Raw genomic sequence first — 1343 nt, 5'->3', positions numbered from 1 at the left:
ACATGGTTCTCATTTCCGACTCCGCCGACGCGCCGTCGAGCAGCCCGTTCGAAGCGACCACACTGCTGGCCGCTCTGGCAATGGTGACCGACAGGATCGGGCTGGTGGCCAGCGCCTCGACATTGGCGCACCAGCCCTACAATCTGGCGCGCCGTTTTGCTTCGCTCGACATCATCAGCCATGGCCGCATCGGCTGGAATGCGACGATGCGGCAAAACCCGCGCGAGGCAGCCAATTTCAGCCGGCCGGAAGGCATAGCCGATGACGATTTCCGCCGCCGCGCGGAAGAGTTCATCGGCATCGTGCAGGGTCTGTGGCGAGGCTGGGATGCGGACGCCCTGCTTTTCGACAAGGCCGCCGGCCGGTTCCACGATCCGGAAAAGATGCATCTCCTCGATCACAAGGGCGAGTTCTTCTCGGTGCGCGGGCCGCTCAATGTCGCCCGCTCGCCACAGGATATGCCCGTGCTGGTCATGTCCGGCCTGGCGGCGGCCGATCTCGATTTCGGCGCCAGGGTCGCGGACGTCATCCTGATCGAGGCGGAGGACGCGAAGGCCACCTATGACGATCTCAAGCGCCGAGCGGTTGCCGCCGGACGCGAGCCGGACACGATGAAGGTTCTGGTGACGGTTGCCGCGCCCCAGTTTGCCGACGGGCTGCAGTCCAGGTTTGGCAGCAAACCCTGCGACGGCCTCAACATTGCTTTGCCGGCTGATGTTTTCGCGCTCGGTGACTTCGCTGACCGCGTCCTGCCGGAACTTCGCCGTCGCGGCCTGGCTCGTTCCACCTATGCTGGGGCGACGCTGCGCGACCATCTCGGGCTTGGCGTAGGAGGCGCAAAATGAGCGCACGCCAGATGAAGCTCGGCCTGTTCCTGTGGGCGACCGGCCACCATATCGCCGCCTGGCGCCATCCTGACGCGCATGTCACGGCCGGCATCGACATCGACCACTACATTAAACTGGCGCGGACAGCGGAAGCGGCGAAGTTCGACATGATCTTCTGCGAGGACGCTGCGGGCCTGCGCGAAGCCAATATCAATATCGCCAGCCAGACCTCGCGCTCGATCGGTTTCGAGCCGATCAGCCTGCTTTCGGCCCTTGCCGCCCAGACCGAGCGCATTGGCCTCGTATCGACGGCGTCGACCAGCTACAACGAGCCCTACGGGCTGGCGCGGGCCTTTGCTTCGCTCGACAATCTGAGCAGCGGCCGGGCCGGCTGGAATCTGGTCACCTCGGCCAGCCCTATCGAAGCGGCGAATTTTGGTTCGACAGGCTTGAGGCCGCATGCCGACCGCTACGAACGCGCCCGCGAATTCGCCACCGTCATCACCAGCCTGTGGC

General features: G+C 64.9%; 2 protein-coding genes. Both read left to right on the top strand.

Features of this window, described 5'->3' with window-relative positions; genetic code table 11:
- A partial coding sequence (locus EOA38_RS36845; RefSeq protein WP_127301522.1) for an LLM class flavin-dependent oxidoreductase occupies window positions 1-845 on the top strand: 845 nt, incomplete at its 5' end.
- A partial coding sequence (locus EOA38_RS36840) for an LLM class flavin-dependent oxidoreductase (RefSeq protein WP_127301521.1) occupies window positions 842-1343 on the top strand: 502 nt, incomplete at its 3' end. The genes EOA38_RS36845 and EOA38_RS36840, both read left to right, overlap by 4 nt.

The organism is Mesorhizobium sp. M1E.F.Ca.ET.041.01.1.1 (genome assembly GCF_003997355.1).
In the GTDB taxonomy this organism is placed as follows: Bacteria; Pseudomonadota; Alphaproteobacteria; order Rhizobiales; family Rhizobiaceae; genus Mesorhizobium.
Note: the sequence above shows the minus strand (reverse complement) of the source record. Positions and strands in the feature narration are given on the sequence as shown.